We start from the raw sequence: 246 nt of genomic DNA on the forward strand, positions 1-246 counted from the left end.
GTACTGGAATATTGTCTTGACCCAATTCGGGTCGCTCTTCTAACGCCTGTTCAATCGCTTTGCGTCTGTGCTGCCCGTCATTGATGAGAATCTGTGCGTCCATTGGCACTCTGAGAGTGCCTAAATTATGTGATGCAGGATATTCTTCAAAATTTATGTCGACTGCTATTGATGCTGTCAATGCGGAAAAAACATAGTCATCCGGATTGTCCAGCAAATATTTCACCATCTCCGGTATACGCGTCT

The 246-nt window shown here is 44.7% G+C and carries 1 protein-coding gene; it reads right to left on the minus strand.

The window, feature by feature from the left end; translation table 11 throughout:
- A partial coding sequence (locus SB660_RS22895) for a DNA sulfur modification protein DndB (protein WP_410584815.1) occupies positions 1 to 217 on the minus strand: 217 nt, incomplete at its 3' end.
- Positions 218 to 246 lie beyond the last annotated feature (29 nt).

This window comes from Bacillus sp. SIMBA_005, from assembly GCF_046535585.1.
Lineage (GTDB): Bacteria > Bacillota > Bacilli > Bacillales > Bacillaceae > Bacillus > Bacillus pumilus.